Here is a 21,972-nt window from a genome sequence, read left to right as displayed (position 1 = left end):
GCATTATGCGTCGCGCGATGAGGCGTAAAAATTCGCGCAACGTAGCGCTTGAGCTAAATTTGACCGCAAAGCGCGTTAAAATTTAAAGAAATTTAAGGAGCGAAAATGGGTAAAATGGCTTTGGTCGCGGGAGCTACGGGAACCGCCCTGCGCGAGATAGTGCGCGAGCTTTGCGTTTCGCTTTCTCGCGCTCGCCTCGGCTTCTAAAGGCGGCGGCTTAAATTTAGCCTTAACGAGTTCAAATTTAGCGGCGCTTCGCGGTCAAATTTAGCTAGGCGTTATGGCGGCGCAGCCTCGCAAGGCGGCTTGCAAATTTAAAACACGAAAGCAAGATATGAAAACGATTAGACTTCTTTATCCGGATTTTCTAAGCGGCGGGCTTGATGAGTATTATTTCGGCGCGCAGCTACTCTGCCTCATCGTACCGCCGAACGACGATTAGCCCCTTATCAGGGTGCCGATTTCTGCTCCAAACGATGAGAAAAAGCCTGTAAAAGACGGCATCTACGCCAGAGATGAGGTCGAAGCGGGCGTGAAAAGCGCGCTAAATTTGATAGAGCGCGAAAATCCAGATAAAATCATCACGATAGGCGGCAACTGCATCGTTTCGCTCGCGCCTTTTGATTATCTGTACGGCAAATACGGCGAGACGGGCATCGTTTGGCTGGACGCGCACTCGGACGTCTCTACGCCGCAAGACGCCTACGCGTATGCCCATGCCATGGTGCTCGGCACGCTACTAGAGCAGGGCGCGCGGGGCTAAGAGCGCTTATGAAAAACGGAGCGTTTGAGCCGCAAAACCTGCTCTACGTAGGCCTTCAGGGGCTTCACGACTATCAAGAAAAATATCTAAACAATCTCGGCGTTAAATTTAAAATCCAAGATAAAAATTTTATCCCACACGCCGAGATAGCGGCTTTTTGCGCTAAATTTAAACGCGTTTTGATCCATCTTGATATCGACGTTTTGGACGCTGCGTTTTTTCACTCGACATACTTCGCAAACCCCGAGCTCACGGGCGACGGAGGCGGCAGGATGAAAATGAGCGAGCTAAAATAAATTTTGCGCCTCATAAATCAAAGCTGCGACGTGAGCGGGCCTAGCATCGCGGAGCATCTGCCCTTTGATGAGTTTAGGCTGCGAGGGACGCTTGAGGTTATGGATATATTTAAGTGACGCAGAGCCCGATTTGGACGGCTTTTGCGTAGATTTGTCGTCAATTTTAAACCCAAATTTGGCCGAGGCAAGCCTTAGCGGCCGTATTAGGCGGGCTAAAACAGCTCGCGCTTTAGCCTAAAGATGCGCCTATAAATCGCGCTGTCTAGCTCGCCGCCGCTAAGAAAATCCAAATGATCCTGCCGCATCGCCTCATCCATAGCATAAAATGGCGAAGCGGGCAACAGGCTCTCAAACAAAGACGCGCCGCCGCAAAATGCGCACCCGCCGTCTCCGCCTTTAAAGTACGCAGGCGCGCTTACGATCTCCACGGCGTAAGGATCAGAGGCGATGAATAGCCCGAATAAATTTGGCTCAAATAGCGAAAATTTCGGGCTCTTCGGCTGTTTCTCGTGCGGCAGGGCGACTTCGTTCGGATCCGGCTCGTCGCCGAAACGCCAAAGCGTGCGCGCTCCGCATCCCGCCAGATACTCCCACTCATCCTCGCTAGGCAGGCTAAGTCCGTCCTTTTGCAGGCTCGCCTCAAGCTCCTCGTGCGTCACGTCTCTAAACAAAAACGCTCGAATTTTGCCATCCTCGCGCACCAGCTTTAGCGCGCCGCTAAGGGTTAGCACCGAGGAGCTTTTGTATTCGCCGCGCAAAAACTGCTCTATATCGCGCTCGTAAGCCTTAAGCCTCGCATCGTCCGCGCTGGCCTCAACCCAGCTAAGCTCGCCCGCCCTGCGCTCGGCTAGCATTGCTGGAATTTTGGCGCGGCGAAGAGGCGAGGTCTGCTGCGCGACGTATTCGCGTAGGCTCTGCTCGCTGCCGCAAAACTCGCACTGCTCTTTGACTTTCGTCGCCGAAATTTCATCCAAAACGGCGAAATCATCCCATCCGAGCACGGGCTCGTCGCTTGGAATAAAAACGAATTCGCTTCCCTTGCAATCAAAAATGCCCGTCTCGAAGCTGTCGCCGCCGCAGCTAAACGTAGTCAAATTTAAAAATTTAAACCGCGGATGCGCGGCTGAAATTTTAAGCATCAAATTTTGCTTTTCGCTAGGATTTAGCGTTTCAAATTTCTCTTTGTTCATCTACCGCCCTTTGGTTAAATTTGAGGAATTTTAGCAGACGCGCGAGTAAAAACGGATTAAGCGGTGAAATTCCGCTTTAGGTTTTGCGCCTCGTCCAGCCTGCTCGCAAAATTTCGCTCTGCCGCGAAATTGCGATATAATGGCTAAGAGAATTTAAAGCGCCCGCTGCTCGTTTAAGCAAGCCTTTATGCGGGCGCGATTTTGAAGCGATTTTTGCGTAGTAAAATTTGATAAATTTACCCAAAAGGAGCGAATATGCGTAAGAATTTTTTCGGTTCTATCGTTTTGGCTACGGTCTTGGTGGGCGGCGCGTTTATAGCGGTGCCGCAGACGGCGAGCGCTGCCGTACTAGCGCATCACGTGAAGGTGCAGGGCGAGCTTGGCTCGGTGTTTATCAACCCATACGACGTGGCGCCTCTAACCGCTATCATCGATAGGGCGGGCAAGGATATCAAGGATGTCCACGTGCGGGTGCTGGGTAAACCTGGCGGCGGCATCGACATCGCCTATAACGTCTCCGAGCATGCGCTACTGACGCACGACGGCGTGCCGATCTGGGGGCTGTATCCGGACTATCTAAACGAGGTCGAAGTAAACTACGTTTTTAACGGCGAAAAGAAGGTCGAAAAGTATAAAATTTACGCTCAGCCGATCGTGACCTATAGCCGCGATTATAGATTTAGCCACATGCAAAAGATGAAGGTTAAAAAGGTCGACCCCGCGTTTAAAAACAGGCTCTATCTCATCAACAACACTATCACGAGCGTCTATAAGCCGCTTGATTGGAAAAACGGGGGTGCTGCCAGCTGGAATGATTTCACCGAAAATTTCGTCGTCGATACGCAGGGCGAGGTCAGATGGTATCTGGACTATCAGAAATTTTACGACCGCAGCGAGCGCAGGGTGATGGACGGCGGCATGATGATGGGCTTTCATCAGCTGCCAAACGGCGATCTTAGTTGGGGTATGGCGCAGCGATATATGCGCTACGATATGATGGGCAAAGGGGTGTATAACCGCGAGCTACCGCGCGGCTACATCGACCTTAGCCACGAGGTGATGCCGCTAAAGGGCGATCATCTGCTGCTTCGCGTCGGTAAATACAACTACCACCACGCAGACGGCAGGCTCTCGCACACGATCAGAGATCACATCATCGAAGTGGACGGCAGCGGCAAGGTCGTGGACGAGTGGGATCTGAATGAAATTTTCGGAAAAAACGTCTACCGCAGCAACCTCATCAAGGCTCTTGACGCTCGCGCCGTTTGCCTAAATATCGACATGGACGCCAAAGAGATCAAGATCAGCGACGATCTGCCTTTCGGCGACGTAACCTCGACCGGCACGGGACGCAACTGGGCGCACGTAAACTCGATCTCGCACGATCCTAGCGACGACGGCATCATCCTCTCGCTTCGCCACCAAGGCATCGTCAAGATCGGCCGCGACAAAAAGGTAAAATGGATCCTCGCATCGCCTGAGGGCTGGAGCGCGGACTTTAAAGAAAAAGTGCTCGTTCCGGTCGATAAAAACGGCAACAAAATCAAATGCGAAAACTCAAGGTGCGAGGGCGACTTCGACTGGTCGTGGACGCAGCACACCGCGTGGCTCACTCCGCGCTACGATAACAAGGGCCCAATCAAGCACATCAGCGTATTTGACAACGGCGACGGCCGCGGTATGGAGCAACCTGCGCTAAAAGAGCAAAAATACTCGCGCGCGGTCGAGTACAAGATCGACGAGCAAAAGGGCACCGTCGAGCAGACGTGGGAGTTTGGCAAGGAGCGCGGATTTGACTTCTATAGCGCGGTTACGAGCGACGTGGAGTGGCAAAAGGATAAAAGCACCTACTTCATCTCAAGCTCTAACGTCTATCTGCTAAAGCCCGATAAGACGATCAAAATGGTGCTAGTGGAGATCGATCCAAAAACAAACGACGTCAAATTTGAGATGGACGTGGAGTCTGCATCCAGAGACGACGTAGCCTACCGCGCGATGGTGATCGATCCGAATATATTTGATTATTAAAATTTCGCACCGAGATTAAATTTAGTGCGATCGCCGCAGTAAATTTAGAATTTACGCGGCGGGTTAAATTCAGTCTGAAATTTAACCCGCTTGCTTAAATTTTACCCACCGCGTCGTTGAAATTCGGCTTATCAAATTTGCCGAATTTCATCTTTTAAGACTTAAATTCTACTCGCTTATAAAATATTTCTGAGCGTATGCGGCGTCGTTGTAAAGCCCTTCGCCGTATCTGTCTTTACCATAATTTTTAATTATCTCTTGCCCTGCGCTTGAGGCTACGAAATCTATAAAATCTCTCGATTTCTTGCTTTCGGTAGTATCGCTATCGTTTTGTCTTAGGGCGCAATACGTATTTATTAGATATTTATCGCCGCGAAATAGAATTTCGCTGGATTTTATATCTTTTTTCGCCACGACCCAAGTACTGCTATCGCTCATAAAATATGCTCCGTTTTTATCGGCTTTTAAAAGAGTCGCTAACATAAAATCTTTATTTGCCTCATACCACTGGCCTTGCGGAGTGATGTTTGCCATTTTCCAGATACTAAGCTCTTTTTTATGAGTTCCGGAGTTGTCCGCTCTGGTGTAAAAAAGGCTTTGGGATTTGGCTATATCGGTATAGGCTTCTGTTACGTTTTGGGCGGTTTTTATCTTTGCGGGATCGCTTTTAGGCCCTACGATAAAAAACTCGTTTGATCCGATCAACGTCCTTTGCGTAGCCCAGCCCTCTTTTACGGCGCTTATTTCCGCCTTTGGAGCGTGAACCATAGCGATATCTATCTTTTTATTTTTCAAAAGTTCGAGAGTCTGGCCACTTCCTGCTTTTATCCAGCAAATTTTGGTGTCGTTTGCCTTGCTAAATTCATTAGATAAAACTTCGAGTAGCCCAAGCTCTCCAGGGCTTCCCGTAGCAAGCTTTAGCTCTGTTTTTCCATCTCCATACACTGCGGTGCACTCACTCGCCATCAAACTGGCGCATAGCAAAATCGCGATACAAATAGACTTTTTCATAACTACTCCTTGTTTTGAAATGTAAAATTTCAGGCATTATACAACCAAGGAACTTAAACTCGAAATGGTTAAAGAATTAAAAAAGAAGCTCGTTGCTTAGATTTTATTTCAAATTTACCCTTTATTTTATACAATCCTTAAAATTTACCGCAAAGGAATTTTATGAAAATCGCTAAATTTTTAAGAATTTTAGCCGCCGTTTGCTTGATTAGCGCAGGTGCAAACGCGCTAGAGGAGGGCGTTAATTATCAAGTGTTGCAAAAGCCGCTAAACGTGCCGAAAAACAGCGTCGTCAAAATTTTTAACTACGAGTGCCCGCACTGCTATGCGTTTGATAGGACGGTCACACCGCAGCTGATAAAGAAGCTTGAGGGGACGGAGTTTTTGCCGTGGCATCTAAAGACCAAAGGCGTGTTCGGACAGACCGCAAGCGGCGTATTCGCAGCCCTCATCGTGCTTGATGAAAAGGACGATGTGGGCCTGCTAAGTGATGAGTCGAAATTTAAAAAGGCGAAATTCGCGATTTACAAAGCGATCCACGACAAAAAGGATGATTTTGGTGGCGGTAGCGATAAGCAAAGGTTCATCAAAACCGCGCTGGATGCCGCAGGCGTGAGCGAGAGCGAATATGAAGCGGCGCTTGCCAGCAAAAAGGCGCAGGCTCTGCTCGCGCAGTGGGACGGGGGCTACGAAGTCGCGGTGATTTCGGGCGTGCCGGCGTTTGTCGTGAGCGGCAAGTATCTCTTAAACACCTCCTCGTTCGGCTCCGTCGATGAAATGGCCGCCGCGGTAAAAGAGCTGCTGGCGAAATAGGTCTTGTCGCATTAAATTTAGCCGCGCCAAAGCAAATTTTGTTTTATGCACCGCGTTAAATTTGGCCGCAGGGCTTCTAACAAATTTTATCGCTAAGCAGTACGGCACGATAGCGACTAAATTTTATGTTTTCAAGGCGCGGATCTCGGCGAGTAAAATTTGAGCTAAAATTTACAAATTTGACTTCAAAATTTGAACGTAAAAAGTCAAGGCGAAGTATCGCGAGATGGATTTAAGGGTTGCGACGTAAAAATTTAGCGTGGGCTGGACAAGGTAGTCCGCCGAGCTAAATTTTTACTAGCTCCGTTAAAGACGCTCGCGAGGCAAGCCGCAAAGTTAAATTTACTCGCCGCTTAATAAGATGTATCCGCTTTCACTGATATTTTTAAATTTAACCCCCAGCTCCCGCTTCAGCCTCAGCACGACGTTTTGTATCGCGCCCTTGCTAGGCAGCTCGCCCTCGTAGACGAACTCCTCGATCATCTCGTAGCTCACGAGCTTGTTTAGATTATACGCGAAGAGCCAAAAGAGCTTGTTTTGCAAAAACGAGAGATAGATCTCCTCGCCGTTTTTGTAGATTTTTTCTTTGGCGAGATTTATGCTGGTTTGCGGGCCCAGGCGCACGAGCTTTTCGTCCTTTTCGTAGGTTAGAGCCACGAGCAGGCGGCACAGAGCGGCGATATCGACGGGCTTTTTTAGAAACGACGCCGCGCCGTGCTCGATGCTTTTGATGAGGTTGTCGTCGGTGTCGTAGGAGGTAAAGACGATAAATTTTTGCGCGGGTTTGACGCGTATCATCTCCTTCATCATCTCAAAGCCGTTCATCGCGGGCATGTGGATGTCGGTGATGACGATGGCGGGGGCTAGCTTTTTAAATCGCTCCAGTCCCTCCAGCCCGTCGCCCGCGCCCCAGACGCTTAGGCAGTAGGGCTTTAGTCCACCTATTAGCAGCTCTCTTGCGATCTCGTCGTCCTCGACGATGAGGACGGTCAGGTCTTTAAGCAGCTTTAAGTGCTCTTGCATCTCACTCCTTTAAATTTATCTCAAAGCTCAGCTCAAACGTCGTCGGATCGCCCGCGCTTAGCAGCCTAATGTCGCCTGAAAGCTTTTCGTTTGCTAGCCTTTTGCCAAAATACAGCCCGATTCCGCTTCCTTGCTTTTTGGTTGTTTTTGGCTGGGTTAAAATTTTATCCCGAAGCTCCTTGTTCACGCCGCTGCCGTAGTCTGTGACGGCTATCTTGCACATGCCGTTTTCAAATTTGACTTCCAAAAAAACTTGCCGCTTGGCGATCTGCTCTTTGTACCGCTCAACGACCGCGTCCTTGGCGTTGTGTATGAGGATGAGTAAAATTTGCTGTACGATGCCCATCCGCTGCGTGGCTTCTTCGTCTTTAAACTCGCGCAAGCTTACCGAGACGTTTGCCTTGCTAAGCTCGGTATGCATGAGCTTTAGCAGGTCTTTGATGCAGCGCTGCACGCTAAATTTTTGCGGAGCGTCGCTACTTTTATAAAAATTTCTAAAAATCTCGATCGTATCGCTTAAAAGCACGGTCGCAGCCTGTCCCTTTTGCAGCATACTCTCTAGCGTCGCGGCGTCTAGTTTGCCGTCTTTTTGTAACATAAGCAAGCTTGAGATCATCAAATTTAGCGAATTAACCGGCTGGATAAACTGATGATTTATGCCGCTGATTAGCTCGCCCGCCTCGCTCATGCGCGCTTTGTGCTTGAGTAGGGCTTCGTAGTCGTCTTGTAGGTTTTTGATTTTTGAGTACATAAAGTTATGTAAGAAATTCGCCACCAGCGCCAAAGCCGCGAACGCAAAAAGTAGGATGAGGGCATTTTTTAGCGCGGAGCTAAGCAGCGCGGCGAGCTCCTTTTCGTTATCCGTTCCTGCGCCTATAAACCAGTTTAGCGTGGGGATCTCGGCGACGGAGATGAAATTTGAGCCGATTTTTATGCTCGTGATGTCCTCGTCGCGCAAAAAAAGCTCTTTAAATTTATCCTCGATCTGCTTTTTTAGCGCCGCATCCTTCATCGGCGTTAAAATTTCGCCGCCGTGGGTGACGATAAAAGCGTATGAATCGGGCGCGAGCTTAAATTTTTCCATATTTTTTAGTATGTTTTGCAGCTTCACTACGCCGCAAAACACCCCCGCAAACGAGCCGCCGTCCAGCACGGGCACGCATAAATTTAACGTCGGCTCGCCTAAGGTTTTATGGCGCTGCATAAAATTTACCGTGGGCGCGAGCGTGCTTTTGGTCTCCTCAAACCATACAAGCCCCGTGCGCAGGCTCTTTGACATAGTTTCATAGCCTCCTAATTCCTTACTGTCTACGAAAATTTCTCCGTCTTCGCGCAAAAACTGTAAGGCGTCGAATTCTGCTGAGTTTTCTTTGAAAAGTCGTATGAAGTCGCCCAGCTTTTCGCCGTCTTGCGAGATGCCCGCGTTTTCTATAAATTTAGCCGCGCGCACCAGCGAGTGCAGCCGCTCGTCCAGCCAAAACGAGAAATTCCCCACCATATTTTCGCTAGCGGCGATCTTGTTTTTATCCGCGAGCGCCGTGATCTGCGCCTTGGCGTCCTCGTAGTTTTTCACGCCCAAAAGCACCACGAAAAGGCTTGCGAAAATGATGATGAAGTAAATTTTAAAATTATGCTCGCGTAAGGCTCTCATGCGGCGAGTATAGCAAAATCGGTCTAAATTTAGACCGATTTAAGCTTTCTTGATAGTTAAAATTTTGCAAATAAACATCGCGGCGAGCACGACGAAGCAGACGCCAAAGCCCACGAGTGTGCAGTCGGCCATCGACATAAATTTGCTTGATGGGATGAGGTACCAGCCGTCCTGATAAAGATCGACGAGATACTTCTGAAAGCCGCTTAGCGTGACGCCGTCCGGAACCAGCGGACTGTCGTAGCCGCAGTCGCCCGTAGGCAAGAACCAATCGGGCGCCCACCGCTCAAGCGGCAGGCCGAACGGATAATGCGGCTCGGTCGAGCAGCCCTGCACGCCGAACGGATCGTCTCCGTGCACGGCGTCGTGGATCTTGGCTAGCTTGACGCTGTACATTATGCCCTGGATCGCGCCCCAAAAGGCTAGCAGGTAGCCGAGCGCGGCGAGGAGTAAATTTTTAGGATTTATGATCGCGACCAGGCCTCCTAGCGCCATGCACAAAAATGCAAAGCGGATATAGACGCACTGCTCGCAAGGAGGCATATAGACGTAGTTTTGAAACAGCGAGTGCGCGAGGACAACAAGCCCCACGCTAACTACTATGAGGATCGCCCACGGCAGGCGGCTATCTGCGAATTTCGCTATTTTTTCAGCAAATTTCATGCTCGCGCCCTATTTTTTGAGCAGCTCTTCAATTAGCTGCGCCATGCCGTCGATGGAGCTGATGGACTTCGTCATGATGAGATATTTGCCGTTTACGACAAAGGCCGGCACGCCTTGGATCTTGGCTACGTCGTAGCTCTCGTCCCATTTTTTAAGCAGTTCGGCGACTTTTGGGTCCTCTAGCGTTTTTTGATATTCCGCTTCGCTAATGCCCGCCGCATCAAGCCCCGTCTTTAAAAACGCAGCCTCGTCCTTGCCGTCGCTCCAGCGCTGCTTTTGATCGTGATAGGCTTTGTAGTAGGCAAATTTAGCCTTTTTAAACAGCGAGTTTTCATCTAGCAAGCTTACGCCTTTTTCCTCGTCCATCACGGCTAAGACGGCAAAAATTTTACTCGCTGCCTCGCCGTATTCGCCTTTGGTTTTTAGATGAAACGGTACGTATTTTAGCCCCGCGACCTTTTCTATGACCTTTGGCGTTACGGTTTTGTCGTATTTGTAGCAAAACGGGCATGCGTAGCTAAAGACCTTAACTAGCGTGTTTTGCTCCACGGATAGCGGTTTTTCTAGCTTGACGTAGTCCTCGCCCTCGGTAAACGCGGCAGCGCTTATGGCGCCAAACATCGCAACTGCTAGAAAGCCTTTGCTAAATTTAGAAAGTAGGTTCATGGAGTGCTCCTTAAAATGATTTTGTTTGCGTTAATTTTATATCCTCTCGCCGCCGCAGAACTCACGCTAAGATAAATTTTAGATTAAATTTATAGAATTTCGGCTAAATTTTGGCGCAAAAGCTAAAATTTGAAATTATTTTTTATAATTAAGCAAGTTTTAATAAACGCGTGATTTCTACGTTAGCGAGGTTGATTAAAATTACGATATCAAACCAATTCAAAGGAGAATAAGATGAAGCGAACTCTTTCCTCATTTGCGCTAGCTGTGGCGCTTCTGGGCGGTCTAAGCACGGCCGCGCTGGCTATCGGCGGACCTAGCGGCCACACATCGACTACGGCATCCCGGGCAAGATCGGCGAAGTAGTCGTAAACCCATACGACATCGCGCCTCTAACGGCGGTGATCAAAAACGGCGGCTACACGCTAGCAAACGCCAAAGTTACTATCGTACCAAAGCCGGGCGGTCAGGTTATCAGCTATAAAGTCGCCGACAAGCACCTGCGCACTCACGGCGGAATTCCCGTTTTCGGACTATATCCCGACTATCAAAACACCGTCGAGGTCGAGTATGATAAAATTTATAAAGGTGGGACCGAGCGCGTAAAAGAAACCTATAAAATTTACGCTCCTGCGATCTACTTAGAGAGCTCTGGCATGCCGTCTCAAAAGAGCGCGCTGTTTGATAAAATCGAGGTCGTGAAGGCCCCGAGCGCTAAATTTGCTAACCGCCTTTACTACGTAAATAACTTCGTAAATAAAACCGGCAAGGGCACCAAAGTCGTGTGGAACAACCCTGCAGGCGGCGCGATCGAGTGGAACTACAGCCCGAACAACTTCATCCTTGACACCAAGGGCGAAGTGCGCTGGTATCTAGAACCGAGTAAAATTTACGACCTCAAGCAGCCTTTTAGCGCGGGCGTCATGATGGGCTTTAAACAAAACGACGACGGCGCGATGACATGGGGTTACGGCCAAAGATACGCCAAATACGACATAATGGGGCGCGAAATCTTTAACCGCGAGCTGCCTGCGGGCTACAACGACTTCTCGCACTCGCTAGACGTAGCGCAAAACGGACACTATTTCCTCCGCGCGGCAAACGCCAACTATAAGCGCGCCGACGGTAAAAACGTCCGCACCGTGCGCGACGTCATCGTCGAGGTCGATAGAGACGGCAACGTCGTGGATGATTTTAGGCTGTATGAAATTTTAGATCCGTACCGCGACATCGTACTAAAAACGCTCGATCAGGGCGCGGTGTGCCTAAACATCGACGCTAGCAAGGCCGGTCACACAGCTAGCTCGGACGAGCTAGCTGCGATGGATACGAACGAAAAATGGGGCGACATCGTGGGCTCTGGCCCTGGACGCAACTGGGCGCACGTAAATAGCGTGGATTATGATCCAAGCGACGATAGCATCATCATCTCCAGCCGCCACCAAGACGCCGTCATCAAGATCGGCCGCGACAAAAAAGTCAAATGGATAATGGGCGCGCACAAAGGCTGGAAGGATCAGTTTAAAGGCTATTTGCTCCAGCCTGTAGATAAAGACGGCAAAAAGATCGTCTGCGAGGACGAGTACTCAAAATGCCCTGGATATGAGAGCGAAACGGGTGGATTTGACTGGCAGTGGACGCAGCATACGGCATTTAGAATCGATAGCAAGTCTAAAAAAGGGCTCGTCTATCTCACCGTCTTTGACAACGGTGACACCCGCGGCATGGAGCAGCCTGCGATGGCGGGCATGAAATACTCCCGCGCGGTCGTTTATAAAATCGACGAAAAAGCTAAAACCGTCGAGCAGGTCTGGGAATACGGTAAACAGCGCGGCAGCGAGTGGTACAGCTCGGTTACTTCGCTAGCGCAGTATCAAGACGACCTCGATAGCGTGATGGTTTACTCGGCGGTTGCGGGCATGCAGTTTGACATCGCCAAAGGCCGCCCGGTCGGCGTGCCTAGCCCTCACATCAACGAGTTTGAATGGGGCGCAAAAGAGCCGTCAATCGAGATAAAAATGACCAACGCGATGGGCTATCAGGCGTTTCCGTTTAGCCTAGAAAAGGCGTTTGAGAAGTAAAATTTTAAAATTTAGCGGCCGTATTTCGAACGCGGCCGCTTTTGTTTTAGTTTATGGTCAAATTCTACACATCTACTCGATAGAATTTCATCCGAATTCGGCAAATTTTATCCCTCGGTACGGCAAAATTTAGCCGAAAACATAGCTCTTTGTTCTAGATAAAATTTAATCATCGGATTTGCGATTTCGCGCTCTGCTAAAATCAATAAGCGTTATTTTGAACAGATAAGGTAGCGCACGGTTTGGATGAAATTTGCATGCCGCTTGGGGCAGGGGACGACGGGTACGAGGTTAATGCGCCCAAAAGATATCCGTGCGGCAAGGCGGCGCAGCAAAGGAGAAATAGTGGAAAAATCCAGAAAAAAGGAACTCAAAAAGCTCGCGGCGCAGCGGCAGCGAGATACATTTGAAAAGAGCCTGCCGATGAGTAGGGTGGAGTTTGAGGGGCTATTTGAGTTCTAGACGAGGGCTTGGCGCATCGTGGCTACGACGGCACGCATAGGCTCACGCTGGAGTTTTTGCGAGCTCACCGCGCGCCGAATGAGGCGGCGGTTTTGGACTTTTGCGAACAAAACGGTTGGTATTGCGATTGCAAAGTTCTAAACAATGTGCAAGATTGCTTCGAATTTTAAGGGGCTGTGCTGTGGGGAGACATGGCTTTGCAAGCGTCGTTTCAAAGAGGCAGTGCGTAAAATTTAGTAAAATTTTAGCGGCGCGAAGGCTCAAAAGTAGGGCTAAAGCAGCGTTTACGGTGCGAACTACCGCAGTGCAATAAGCACAAAACCTACCGCGCCAAACACGCGGGCCTTTTGTAGAATTAATGCTCTAGTTTTTAAATTTGACGCAAAAGGCGGGCAGCCTGTCGTCAAAACGGCAATTAAAGCGTGGTGTGATGGGGCTTGTATGGACTTAAGAGCGGTATTGCTCGCTTAATTTAACTATACAAGACGGCGCGGAGATCCAGAGTTTGCCCCCTTAAATTTTATTGCGGTAGCCATCAGGCGGACAGAGATATGTTATGGACGTTTTCATTGAGCGAGCTTGCCGCAGACGCTTTGCTGTGCGACAAGCAGGTTGATTGCAAGATTAGGGGAACTCGTACAAAGCGCTTTTGCGCGAGAGGACTTTGCTGCGGTGCCGACGTAAATTTTATCCGCGCGGCGTTTAAATTTAGTCCAAAATCTCCCCGACGAAAAACAGCGCAGACATCGCAAACGTGCAGAGCGCGACGACCTTCAGCTGCCCGTCGAAGTCGCGACACTCCCGCACCCGCGAGACGAAAAATAGGTGCCTGATAAGCGGCGCAAAGCTAGCTACGTAGAGTAGTTTTACGCCCGGCTCGCCGCGTAAAAGTGAGTAGCATAGCATCAGACCCGCTCCGCCCGCGATCAGCGCGTAGTGGTAGCGTTTGGCCGCGCGCAGCCCGATACGCACGGGGATCGTGCGCTTGCCCTTGAGCGCGTCGTTTTGGATGTCGCGCATGTTGTTTAGATTTAGCACCGCCGTGCTTAGCAATCCGCACGCGCACGCAGGCAGCAGCAGCGCCGCATCAAGCGAGCGGGCATATAAAAAATACGAGCCCAGCACGCTCAAAAGTCCAAAAAACAAAAACACGAAAACGTCGCCGAGCCCCTTGTAGCCGTATGCGCCGGCTCCCACGGTGTATCGGATCGCGGCATATATCGACGCGCCGCCCAGCGCTAAAAATAGAAGCACGAGATAAAACCGCTCGCCAAACGCCAAAACGCTTAGCGCAAGGCTCGAAAATGCCGAAAGCAGCGCCGTAACGACTATGACGCGCTTCATCTGCTCGGCGCTCATCTGCCCCGTTTGTATCGCGCGACGCGGCCCCAGCCTGCCATCGTCGTCGGTGCCTTTTACTGCGTCGCCGTAGTCGTTGGCGTAGTCGCTTAGCACCTGAAACAGCAGCGTCGTAAGCAGCGCCAGTGCGAAAATACCCGCTCTAAATACGCCTGCGCCGTATGCCGCGCCGCTACCCAGCAACACGCCCGAGACGCTAAGCGGCAGCGATCTAAGCCTTGCGGATGCGTAAAGAGCCTTTGCGGTTATCATTTTTTGCCTTTTGTTGATTTTTGCACGCCGAATTTACGGCAGACCCGAGATAAAATTTAGCGGAAAAACGCCAAAAATAATATAAATTTAGACTATTCGTAGAGTAAATTTTATTTAAATTCGCCTTTTTAATATAAATAGCGGTAAAATGGAGCCAAAAATTTTAGGAATTGTGATGAAAAAAGTTCTTACCGTTCAAGATATATCCTGCGTGGGCAAGGTTTCGCTGACCGTCGCCTTACCGATACTAAGCGCGATGGGGATGAGCACGAGCGTGATCCCTACGGCGGTTTTATCAATGCATACGGGCTTTTCGGGCTACACCTTTTGCGATCTAAGCTCGCAGATACGCGCGATCATGGCGCACTGGAAAGACCGCGGAGTGGTATTTGACGGCATCTACACGGGCTTTTTGGGCTCGGCGGCACAGATCGAGATTATGAGCGAGCTATTTGCGGAATTCGGCGGCGCGGGCAAAACTATTTTGGTCGATCCTTGTATGGGCGATAACGGCGTATTTTATCCTGGCTTTAACGAGGATTTTGCCCGTATGATGGCGCTTCTGTGCGCCCAGGCCGACATCATCACGCCAAATATCACCGAGGCCTGCGCGATCACCGGGGTGCCGTACCGAGAGGATGCGGATAGGGATTTCATAATGGATCTGCTTGCAAGGCTTCGAGAGCTGGGCGCTAGACAGGTCATTTTAAAGGGCATCGGCTACATCGCCGATCAGTGCGGGGTTTTCAGCTACGATGCGCGCACGGGCAAGACGAACGAGTATTTTCACGAGCTACTGCCGGTCAAATTTAACGGTACCGGCGATATTTTTGCCGCCGTAGCCTTCGGCGCAATAATGCGCGGTAAGTCGCTGGAAACGGCGGTTCGTATCGCTGCGGACTTCGTCGTCAGCACTATCAAAGAGACGATGAGCGACGAGGAGCGCAACGGATACGAAGGGGTCGATTTCGAAGCGATAATTCCCGAGCTGGTGAGGAAAATCTAAACGGATCGCCGCACGGACAGCGGGTTTACAGTAGAGTTTTAAAATTTTACCGCAAAAGGAAATTCCTAAATTTTATCTGCGGCGTGAAATTTTAAAATTTCAAAATTATGTGTCGTGTGAGGCATGGAATTTTATAGGCGACGTGGAATTTTAGAATTCATGCATTGCACGGCTTATAATTTTATCTCCTGCATAAAATTTTAAAATTTGCACCGACGTAAAGATGCGAAATTTGTCGTTAGCACGGAATTATAAACGCAAGGCTACAGCGAATTTATCTGCTTGCAAGTTTGGGCCGCATTTTGAAATTTTGCACAAAATCTGCTTAAAATTTTATTCCCACAAGCCGTACGCCATGCACTCATAAAATAATTTCAAAATTTATGAGTAAAATTTAGATTAAAATCCGTATTTAAATCCCGATTAAAAATCCTGTGAAAATACTATATTTATTTAAAATTTTAACGGCACTAAATTGCAATATCTGATAGCGAAAAATGAGATAATACGGAAAATTTTATGCAATATCAAGCATCAATGAGGCACACCATAGGATTACTATAAGCGGAAGCGATGCGGATAAGATAAATACTTGCACAGAAAAAGAAGGATTGTAATAGCAAAGACGATTGGAATTTGAATGTGTAAAAAAGCACTTAATTAAATTTTTCTAATCATTTGGCGAGATTATATGATTTTAAAATTTAAATAAGACGGACGGTATAGTCGTGAAATTTAAATATGAGCGTCGGCGCAAAATAACCGCGGAGTGGATCGGCTAGCTCCGCTAAAAGCGGCGTATAAAGGGTAAATTTAAAACGGAGCTTTGCCGAATTCAAAATTTACCCGATTTACCTCGCTATAAAATTTATTCGCCTAGGAAGTATTTCAGATCCGCCTGCGCGTCGCCGCTTATTAAGCGAAGGCCGAAATTTTGCACTAAAAAGCCCAAAATTTCGTCGTTAAAAAACTCAGGTACCGTAGGGCCTACGTTGATATTCTTAACGCCTAGGCTAAATAGCGCAAGCAGGATGATAACCGCCTTTTGCTCCATCCACATCAGTACGATCGAGACCGGCAGGTCGTTTACCGCGATGCCAGTAGCCTCGCTAAGCGCAAGGGCGATCTTGACCGCGCCGTTGCTGTCGTTGCACTGGCCAAGATCGATATAGCGCGGAAGCTCGGTGTCTGGCACGTTTCCGAAATCCACGTCGTTGAAACGGAATTTGCCGCAGCTGGAGGTCAAAATCACGCAGTCCTTCGGCAGGCTAAGCGCTAGCTCGCGGTAATACTCGCGTCCTTTGCCCGGCGCGTCGCAGCCTGCGATGACGAAAAAGCGGCGGATTTTGCCCGATTTGATCGCGTCTAAAATTTGCGGCGCGAGGCTCAAAATCGTCTTATAGTGTCCGCCCGTCACCAAGCTCTCGTCGCTGTCCATGCTCACGTCGCCGCACGCAAGCGCGCACTCGATGAGCGGCGTAAAATCGTCGTTTTGGATATGTTTGATGCCGTCTGTGCCCGCAATAGAGTAGCCAAACAGCCTGTCTGCGTAGCTACAGGACGAGCGAAGCGGCACGATGCAGTTCGTGGTCATCAAAATAGCGCCTTTAAATTCGTTAAAAAGCTTGGTCTGATCAAACCACGCCTTGCCGATGTTGCCCTTTAGATGCGGATACTTGCGAAGCTGCGGATAGCCGTGCGCAGGAAGCATCTCGGAGTGAGTGTAGATATTGATGCCCTTGCCCTCGGTCGCTTTTAGTAGCGCCTCAAGAGCATGCAGGTTGTGTCCGCTAACCAAAATCGCCTTGCCCTCGACCTTGTTTTGACTAACCTTAACCGGGGTCGGCACGCCGAATTTTGCGGTATGCGCCTCGCTTAAGATATCCATCATCTGCACACCCGCTCTTCCGACGGCCATCAGCTGCGCGATATGCTCGTCAAAGTTAAAATTTGAGTTCGTCAGCGTGAAATACAGCGTATCCGCCATAACGGTATCGACTGTACTAGTATCGGCACCGAGCTCACGGGCGTGGTGGCGGTAGGCGCTAAGGCCTTTAAGCCCGAAAACCATAGTGTCTTGAAGTAACGCCAGCGTGGAGGTTTTACCGCAGGTGCCGCGGTCTTGGCCTTTGGCGCCGCAGCCCTCGGGCGCGCTCATTTGACACTGATGACAGAACATCTCTAAATTGTCACTCATAGAAATCCTTTATAAAAAATTTAGTTGTTAATTTTAAGATTTTATTTAGGCAAAAAAATTGATTATAATCAATAAATGGCTAAATTTTATCAAAGTTGCTTCTAAAATGAGAACGATTTGAAATTTAGATCTTTGCGGCATGCGGTGCAAATAGCGCAACGAGCGTGCTGCTGTGAAGCAAACGCCTGCAGCCTGGCACTATCGCAAAATAAGCGCTTACGACCAAACCGCCGCCGCAAAGCACGCGACTTCGCGACGAGACGCTCCCTCTAACCGAGCGTTTTGAGTAAAAGCGTATTTAAGCCGATCTCAACGCGGCTCTGCATTATAGCCTAGCACTTAATCGGAATCTACGATATGAGTTTAAATATAAGTAAATTATTATAAAATCTTTAAAATGTTTAATTAAATTTTCATTTAAAGGTTATTATAATTAAACAATTTTTTTATAAAAACCAAACCATAAAGAAAGGAATCGTATGGGAAAGCTAAATTTCAAAGGAGCCCATGTGTTGTCTGCAGCAGTTTGCGCCGTGCTATTTGCAAATGTCTGTGAAGCACAGTATATAGAACCCGGTAAAGTAGGTGATATAAAAAGCTGGGAGACGGACGAGTATAAAGCGTACTGGGGTCTAAGCAGCATGAACGCATCGGTAGCCTACGCCAAAGGCGCCACTGGTAGAGATGTAAAACTGGGCGTAGTTGATTCGGGCATGCTTCTAAGTCATCAAGAATTCGCAGGAGGCAGGATTACGGGGACGACTGCGAAAGGCGAGTACTCCAAAGACGGCATGCGTTACCCAGACGCAGAATTCGGCAACGCGCCCTTTAAACAAAAAGGCAGCGACGAATACGATAAAACCAATAAGGGCGAATTCAAAAAAGGGCAGAAATTTGAAGCCAACGGCGATTGGATAGCCGGCACGAACGACTCGCACGGCACGCACGTAGGAGGCACGATAGGGGCAAATCGCGACGGAAGCGGCACGCACGGCGTGGCATGGGAGTCGAGATTATACTCCGGAAATACGGGCGGAAACGACGGCATGACCTACGGCCCAAATCAAGACTACGGATACTTCTACGCCGTATATAACGAGCTTGCTAAATCGGGCGTAAGAGCGATAAATAATAGCTGGGGATCAAACAGAAGAGTAAATTCCTCCTATCCGGGCGCAGAAGGTTACAGCGGGATTCCCGGTACGGCGGCTAATCCTACTAAGCCTAATCATCATCTATACCTCAAAGATATAGATACCGCTAAAAAAGCTTATTATCAATTCGTAGCGGGCGGCCAAAAAAGCTTCATAGACGCCGCATACGAAGTCGCTAAAAAATACAGAATAATCCAAGTCTTTACCGCGGGTAATAGAGACGGCATGGAGGAATCCTACACAAGGGCAATGCTGCCGTATTTTCGCCCCGATGCGGAAAAGCTATGGCTAAACGTAACGGGACAGACCGATAGCAATACTCAAAGATTTAACACCGCGGGGCATTCGAAATGGTGGACCATAGCAGCACCCGGAGTGAAAGTAAAATCCTCTATCGTGGACGTCAAGACGGGCAAAGCAGGATACGCTTCTTGGGGCGGCACGTCGATGGCAGCGCCTCACGTGACGGGAGCTTTGGGCGTCATAATGTCTAGATATAGCTATATGACGAACGAACAAGCAAGAGACGTCTTGCTAACGACGGCGAGACAGACGAAGTATTCGTTCAAAAAGGGCGATACTAGCAGGCTTTCGGGCTGGACGAGCGAGCTTGGAGTGCCCGATAAAAGATGGGGCTGGGGCATAGTAGATCTCGGCAAGGCGATGTTCGGACCGGGTCAGTTTCTAGGGAAATTTGACGTAAATATGGACGTAGACGACGTCTGGTCCAATGACATCTCTGATAAGGCGATAAAATTTAGAAAGACCGAGGACGATGCGGATGCGGCGGCTTGGGCGGTGCGCAAAGCACAGCTCGATGCTAAGGGCGGAAATTTGACCGCAGAAGAAAGAGCCGAATACAATGTAGAGCTAGCCAGAGAGCAAGCGCGAGCGCATAGAGCGGCGGAAGGCTATAAAGGAACGCTGATAAAAAGAGGCGGCGGCACGCTAACGCTTGCGGGCGATAACACCTACAGCGGCGATACGATCATAAAAGGCGGGCAGATCACGGCGCTAAATCAGTCTTTAAAAAACAGCAAAGTGACCGTAGAAAACGGCGGCGCCTTGAAGATTAAAAAGAGCCTAACCGTCCAAGAGGTCAAAACCGACATATTCAATAAGCCGAAAGAATTCGTAAATAAAACCAGAACCGCCACCTCAGATACCGTCACGGCGACGATAAAGCAAGGCGGCAGATACGTCGTATCGCACGCGGGTATAGTCGGCATGTCTTCGGCAGGAGCTACGAATTTGAACCTCACGTTTGAAAAAAATTCCATCGTAGATCTAGAAAATCCTCTTTTCGAAGATGCGCAAAAGATATATAAAGACCCCGCAAAATCGAAGAAGTATTGGGTAGAGGGCAGCTTCAGAGGCTACGATCAGACGATCTTAAGAAAATATGCGTTTTTTGATTTAGTTAAAAATTTTAACGACTCCAAGCTGGAGCTTACTTTCAAAAAGGGCAGCGAAGGCATGGTGGATTTCGCAAAGGGTAAAAATCAAAAACTGATCGCCGCCGCCATAGAGGGCTCGAGCAATCAGCCCGCCTTAATGAGCGTTTTTAGAAGCAGACCCGCGGTGCGAACGAGCGATCTATATAGAAATTTCATCTTCGCTACGCCGCAACAAGCCTCCGATACGCTAAAAACGTTCGCGAACGAAGCAAATTTCGTCGCGCAAAACGCGGCCGTGATCGATAACGTACTGATCCGAAACGCCGTCTTAAGTCGCAAAAGAAATTTTAACGCGCTAAGCATGGACGAGGAGACGGGGATCAACTTTTGGGCGAACACCGAGGGAAACGTCATGAAATTTAACTCGGATGAGGGAAACAGGGATTTCAAGTCCGCGTCCGTGACGCAGCTTGTCGGCTTAGACGGCGCGCTGAGTGAAAACTTAAGACTGGGAGCCGTACTGGGCACAGGAAAAACCAAAACCAAAGAAGACGGCAGCAAAGAGTTTGATCACACAAACAGACACGCGGGACTTTACGCGCAGGTGGGCTTAGAGTCTATTAAATTTGATCTAGGCGCTGTATATACGGATATAAAACGCAAAAAAACCGGCAGCTCCACGATAGTGCAATACACCGCTAACAACGGCGCTAAGAGCAATGAAAAGCTCATAAATATGTTTGCTAGCGCGACATACGGCGGCTTTAACGGCGAAAATTTCGAGATAAATCCGTATTTGGGCATCTCTCGCATCTACGCTAGAACGGGCGGCATGAGCGAAAATGTGGGTCCGTTCGTGATGAGCACGGATAAAAAATCCAGAAACATGAATATCCTAACGGCGGGCATCAGTCCGAGCGTGCCGTTTAAAATAGGCGGCATGAGCTCGTACGCACAGCTCGATCTAGCCTACAATAGATTTTTCGGCGACACGAGACCGGGCGCGGGAGTGAATGTCGCAAACGCAGGATACGTGGATTTGGAGGGCAAAGAGCTTCGAGACTTCGCCACCGCGGGCGTGGGCGTGGAGACTATGATATTTAAAAACACGAGCCTTAGGCTATCGTACACCGGCGCGTTCGGAAATGACGTGAAATCAAATAGCCTAAACGCCAAGATCGAGGTTTCGTTTTAACCCGCTTCGCCCGACTGCAAAACGGCGGGCTAGAGTAAAATTTACTTTAGCCCCCGCGGCGCTTGAAATTTTAAAATTTAACCGCAGCAAAATACACATAAAATCGCTAAACTGGGATATTTGCGTAGTTAGAGAAAGGTGCAAGAGCCTATTTTAATGCAATCTAGACATAAACTATTTCGGCAAGGTGAAGCGCCGAGCCCGTCAAGCGCTTTTGTAGACGGAGTGATCAAAAAATAGACAAGATAAATTTAGCCGCATATCCTATCGCACAATGAGTTTTGAAATTTCAAGGGGACGAATTTCACTTTTAAAATGGTAATGTGGGCCAAAGCAGCAAAAATCGCGAAGATAAGGCGCCCGCCAAAGCCTTAAAAGCAGGCCCCGTAAAACTAAATTTTATTCTTTGCAAGCACATGCACGACCGACGCAAATAACGACACTTTTTGCAACAATAAAATTCTAAATCTCGACTTTTGTAGAGGAAAATTTTAATTTTATTCGTATTAAAATTTAGGCTAGGAACGCAATTTAACAGATGCTTTCAAACATCGTTAAATCTAAAGGTATTTTGAATACAAGTGGCTCCGGATGCTGGATTCGAACCAGCGACCAAGCGGTTAACAGCCGCCTACTCTACCGCTGAGCTAATCCGGAACGCGTAGAATGGATGGTGCGGATGAAAGGACTTGAACCTTCATGCCGTGAGGCGCCAGATCCTAAGTCTGGTGTGTCTGCCAATTTCACCACATCCGCAAAAAAGAA

The 21,972-nt window shown here is 48.9% G+C and carries 16 protein-coding genes, 2 tRNA genes and 1 pseudogene; 9 read left to right on the top strand and 10 right to left on the bottom strand.

Going from position 1 to position 21,972, the window contains the following annotated elements; genetic code table 11:
• Positions 1-454: 454 nt before the first annotated feature.
• Positions 455-763, top strand: a complete 309-nt coding sequence (locus QZ176_RS00465) for an arginase family protein (protein WP_295150202.1) — start codon at positions 455-457, stop codon at positions 761-763.
• An 8-nt stretch (positions 764-771) separates the two neighbouring features.
• The gene (locus QZ176_RS00460) at positions 772-1,059 is read left to right on the top strand and encodes a hypothetical protein (RefSeq protein WP_295150199.1); all 288 of its coding nucleotides are present in this window, start codon (positions 772-774) and stop codon (positions 1,057-1,059) included.
• Positions 1,060-1,271: 212 nt separating this feature from the next.
• Here QZ176_RS00460 and QZ176_RS00455 read toward each other — a convergent pair whose 3' ends face one another.
• On the bottom strand, positions 1,272-2,249 hold the full coding sequence (locus tag QZ176_RS00455) for a hypothetical protein (RefSeq protein ID WP_295150198.1): 978 nt from the start codon (positions 2,247-2,249) through the stop codon (positions 1,272-1,274).
• Between the two features lie 255 nt (positions 2,250-2,504).
• Here QZ176_RS00455 and QZ176_RS00450 point away from each other — a divergent pair, with 255 nt between their 5' ends.
• Complete coding sequence (locus QZ176_RS00450; RefSeq protein ID WP_295150195.1) at positions 2,505-4,277, top strand: aryl-sulfate sulfotransferase; 1,773 nt, start codon at positions 2,505-2,507, stop codon at positions 4,275-4,277.
• Between the two features lie 168 nt (positions 4,278-4,445).
• Here QZ176_RS00450 and QZ176_RS00445 read toward each other — a convergent pair whose 3' ends face one another.
• Positions 4,446-5,288, bottom strand: a complete 843-nt coding sequence (locus tag QZ176_RS00445) for a substrate-binding domain-containing protein (protein ID WP_295150192.1) — start codon at positions 5,286-5,288, stop codon at positions 4,446-4,448.
• 162 nt (positions 5,289-5,450) lie between these two features.
• Between QZ176_RS00445 and QZ176_RS00440 the strand changes: the two genes are divergently transcribed.
• A complete protein-coding gene (locus QZ176_RS00440) occupies positions 5,451-6,101 on the top strand; it encodes a thiol:disulfide interchange protein DsbA/DsbL (RefSeq protein WP_295150190.1) in 651 nt (216 codons plus the stop codon).
• Between the two features lie 342 nt (positions 6,102-6,443).
• Here QZ176_RS00440 and QZ176_RS00435 read toward each other — a convergent pair whose 3' ends face one another.
• Genes QZ176_RS00435 through QZ176_RS00420 form a run of 4 tightly spaced genes read right to left on the bottom strand, consistent with a single transcriptional unit; the run spans position 6,444 to position 10,104 of the window.
• A complete protein-coding gene (locus tag QZ176_RS00435; protein ID WP_295150187.1) occupies positions 6,444-7,124 on the bottom strand; it encodes a response regulator in 681 nt (226 codons plus the stop codon).
• 1 nt (position 7,125) lies between these two features.
• Positions 7,126-8,775 carry a sensor histidine kinase gene (locus QZ176_RS00430; RefSeq protein WP_295150185.1) on the bottom strand — a complete coding sequence of 550 codons (1,650 nt, stop codon included), beginning with the start codon at positions 8,773-8,775 and terminating at the stop codon, positions 7,126-7,128.
• Between the two features lie 39 nt (positions 8,776-8,814).
• Positions 8,815-9,438, bottom strand: a complete 624-nt coding sequence (gene dsbI / locus QZ176_RS00425; RefSeq protein WP_295150182.1) for a protein-disulfide oxidoreductase DsbI — start codon at positions 9,436-9,438, stop codon at positions 8,815-8,817.
• Between the two features lie 9 nt (positions 9,439-9,447).
• Positions 9,448-10,104, bottom strand: a complete 657-nt coding sequence (locus tag QZ176_RS00420) for a thiol:disulfide interchange protein DsbA/DsbL (protein ID WP_295150179.1) — start codon at positions 10,102-10,104, stop codon at positions 9,448-9,450.
• A 234-nt stretch (positions 10,105-10,338) separates the two neighbouring features.
• On the opposite strand from QZ176_RS00420, the pseudogene QZ176_RS00415 reads away from it, so the two are divergent.
• The 3 genes and pseudogenes from QZ176_RS00415 (at position 10,339) to QZ176_RS00410 (ending at position 12,960) form a co-directional block, all read left to right on the top strand.
• Positions 10,339-12,185, top strand: a pseudogene (locus QZ176_RS00415) (aryl-sulfate sulfotransferase).
• A 470-nt stretch (positions 12,186-12,655) separates the two neighbouring features.
• Complete coding sequence (locus QZ176_RS10390) at positions 12,656-12,817, top strand: DUF2695 domain-containing protein (RefSeq protein WP_365951321.1); 162 nt, start codon at positions 12,656-12,658, stop codon at positions 12,815-12,817.
• Positions 12,818-12,828: 11 nt separating this feature from the next.
• A complete protein-coding gene (locus QZ176_RS00410; protein WP_295150176.1) occupies positions 12,829-12,960 on the top strand; it encodes a hypothetical protein in 132 nt (43 codons plus the stop codon).
• Between the two features lie 395 nt (positions 12,961-13,355).
• Here QZ176_RS00410 and menA read toward each other — a convergent pair whose 3' ends face one another.
• Positions 13,356-14,258, bottom strand: a complete 903-nt coding sequence (menA, locus tag QZ176_RS00405; protein ID WP_295150174.1) for a 1,4-dihydroxy-2-naphthoate octaprenyltransferase — start codon at positions 14,256-14,258, stop codon at positions 13,356-13,358.
• A gap of 175 nt (positions 14,259-14,433) precedes the next feature.
• Between menA and QZ176_RS00400 the strand changes: the two genes are divergently transcribed.
• Positions 14,434-15,264 (top strand): pyridoxamine kinase, encoded by an 831-nt coding sequence (locus QZ176_RS00400; RefSeq protein WP_295150172.1) that lies wholly within the window; start codon positions 14,434-14,436, stop codon positions 15,262-15,264.
• Positions 15,265-16,132: 868 nt separating this feature from the next.
• On the opposite strand, the gene hcp is transcribed toward QZ176_RS00400, so the two are convergent.
• Complete coding sequence (gene hcp / locus QZ176_RS00395; RefSeq protein WP_295150169.1) at positions 16,133-17,461, bottom strand: hydroxylamine reductase; 1,329 nt, start codon at positions 17,459-17,461, stop codon at positions 16,133-16,135.
• A gap of 479 nt (positions 17,462-17,940) precedes the next feature.
• Here hcp and QZ176_RS00390 point away from each other — a divergent pair, with 479 nt between their 5' ends.
• Positions 17,941-21,207 carry a S8 family serine peptidase gene (locus QZ176_RS00390; protein ID WP_295150167.1) on the top strand — a complete coding sequence of 1,089 codons (3,267 nt, stop codon included), beginning with the start codon at positions 17,941-17,943 and terminating at the stop codon, positions 21,205-21,207.
• A gap of 582 nt (positions 21,208-21,789) precedes the next feature.
• Here QZ176_RS00390 and QZ176_RS00385 read toward each other — a convergent pair.
• A tRNA-Asn gene (locus tag QZ176_RS00385) sits at positions 21,790-21,864 on the bottom strand.
• A 14-nt stretch (positions 21,865-21,878) separates the two neighbouring features.
• Positions 21,879-21,963, bottom strand: a tRNA-Leu gene (locus tag QZ176_RS00380).
• Between the last annotated feature and the right edge of the window lie 9 nt (positions 21,964-21,972).

Origin of the sequence: uncultured Campylobacter sp., assembly GCF_905373215.1 — a bacterium.
Classification (GTDB): Bacteria; Campylobacterota; Campylobacteria; order Campylobacterales; family Campylobacteraceae; genus Campylobacter_B.
This window is presented reverse-complemented; position numbering and strand designations above follow the sequence as displayed.

Coding starts and splice junctions, on each gene's coding strand:
- QZ176_RS00460 (WP_295150199.1), top strand. CDS start 772: ATGAAAAACGGAGCGTTTGAGCCGCAAAACCTGCTCTACGTAGGCCTT.
- QZ176_RS00455 (WP_295150198.1), bottom strand. CDS start 2,249: ATGAACAAAGAGAAATTTGAAACGCTAAATCCTAGCGAAAAGCAAAAT.
- QZ176_RS00450 (WP_295150195.1), top strand. CDS start 2,505: ATGCGTAAGAATTTTTTCGGTTCTATCGTTTTGGCTACGGTCTTGGTG.
- QZ176_RS00445 (WP_295150192.1), bottom strand. CDS start 5,288: ATGAAAAAGTCTATTTGTATCGCGATTTTGCTATGCGCCAGTTTGATG.
- QZ176_RS00440 (WP_295150190.1), top strand. CDS start 5,451: ATGAAAATCGCTAAATTTTTAAGAATTTTAGCCGCCGTTTGCTTGATT.
- QZ176_RS00435 (WP_295150187.1), bottom strand. CDS start 7,124: ATGCAAGAGCACTTAAAGCTGCTTAAAGACCTGACCGTCCTCATCGTC.
- QZ176_RS00430 (WP_295150185.1), bottom strand. CDS start 8,775: ATGAGAGCCTTACGCGAGCATAATTTTAAAATTTACTTCATCATCATT.
- dsbI (WP_295150182.1), bottom strand. CDS start 9,438: ATGAAATTTGCTGAAAAAATAGCGAAATTCGCAGATAGCCGCCTGCCG.
- QZ176_RS00420 (WP_295150179.1), bottom strand. CDS start 10,104: ATGAACCTACTTTCTAAATTTAGCAAAGGCTTTCTAGCAGTTGCGATG.
- menA (WP_295150174.1), bottom strand. CDS start 14,258: ATGATAACCGCAAAGGCTCTTTACGCATCCGCAAGGCTTAGATCGCTG.
- QZ176_RS00400 (WP_295150172.1), top strand. CDS start 14,434: ATGAAAAAAGTTCTTACCGTTCAAGATATATCCTGCGTGGGCAAGGTT.
- hcp (WP_295150169.1), bottom strand. CDS start 17,461: ATGAGTGACAATTTAGAGATGTTCTGTCATCAGTGTCAAATGAGCGCG.
- QZ176_RS00390 (WP_295150167.1), top strand. CDS start 17,941: ATGGGAAAGCTAAATTTCAAAGGAGCCCATGTGTTGTCTGCAGCAGTT.